The organism is Halorubrum sp. Atlit-26R, from assembly GCF_003666015.1.
In the GTDB taxonomy this organism is placed as follows: Archaea; Halobacteriota; Halobacteria; order Halobacteriales; family Haloferacaceae; genus Halorubrum.
Map to the genome: position 1 here is coordinate 1 of NZ_QPLT01000473.1, position 464 is coordinate 464.

The window sequence follows — 464 nt, forward strand, 5'->3', positions numbered from 1 at the left end:
TTCCAAGCGCAGAAGTGTAAACGCCGCACTTCTGCACGCAAACCCTCAGCGCTGCCAGACTATCCAAATAGAGATAGAGATGGATGGTGGCTTCGATGCGTCTATTCTGCGCCCGTGAACGCCGTTCGGTTCGAGATTTCGATTCCCAAGTTCTTGATGGCCCAGACCCTCGGGAAGGTGAGCGACTGGTTTTTGTTCGGGCCGCTCAGCGGGCTCGGCCTCACGGATTTACCGAAGCGCGAGCTGCCCGGAGAGAAATGGGTTCGGCTCGCTCCGATCGCTTCCGGCATCTGCGGATCGGATGTGGCGATGATCACGTTCACCTCGAGCCCGCAGTTCGAGCCGTTCGCATCGTTTCCCGCCGTGCCCGGACACGAGACGGTCGCGCGCGTCGTGGAGGTGGGAAAAGAAGTCGAGAAGTGGAAAGAGGGCGATCGCGTCGTCGTCGATCCCGTCGTGCCGTG

General features: G+C 60.3%; 1 protein-coding gene. It reads left to right on the top strand.

The genetic code is table 11. The features are described from left to right. Positions 1-156 precede the first annotated feature (156 nt). Positions 157-464: alcohol dehydrogenase catalytic domain-containing protein (locus DVK07_RS21515; protein ID WP_233565638.1), on the top strand; the 308-nt coding region annotated here is incomplete at its 3' end.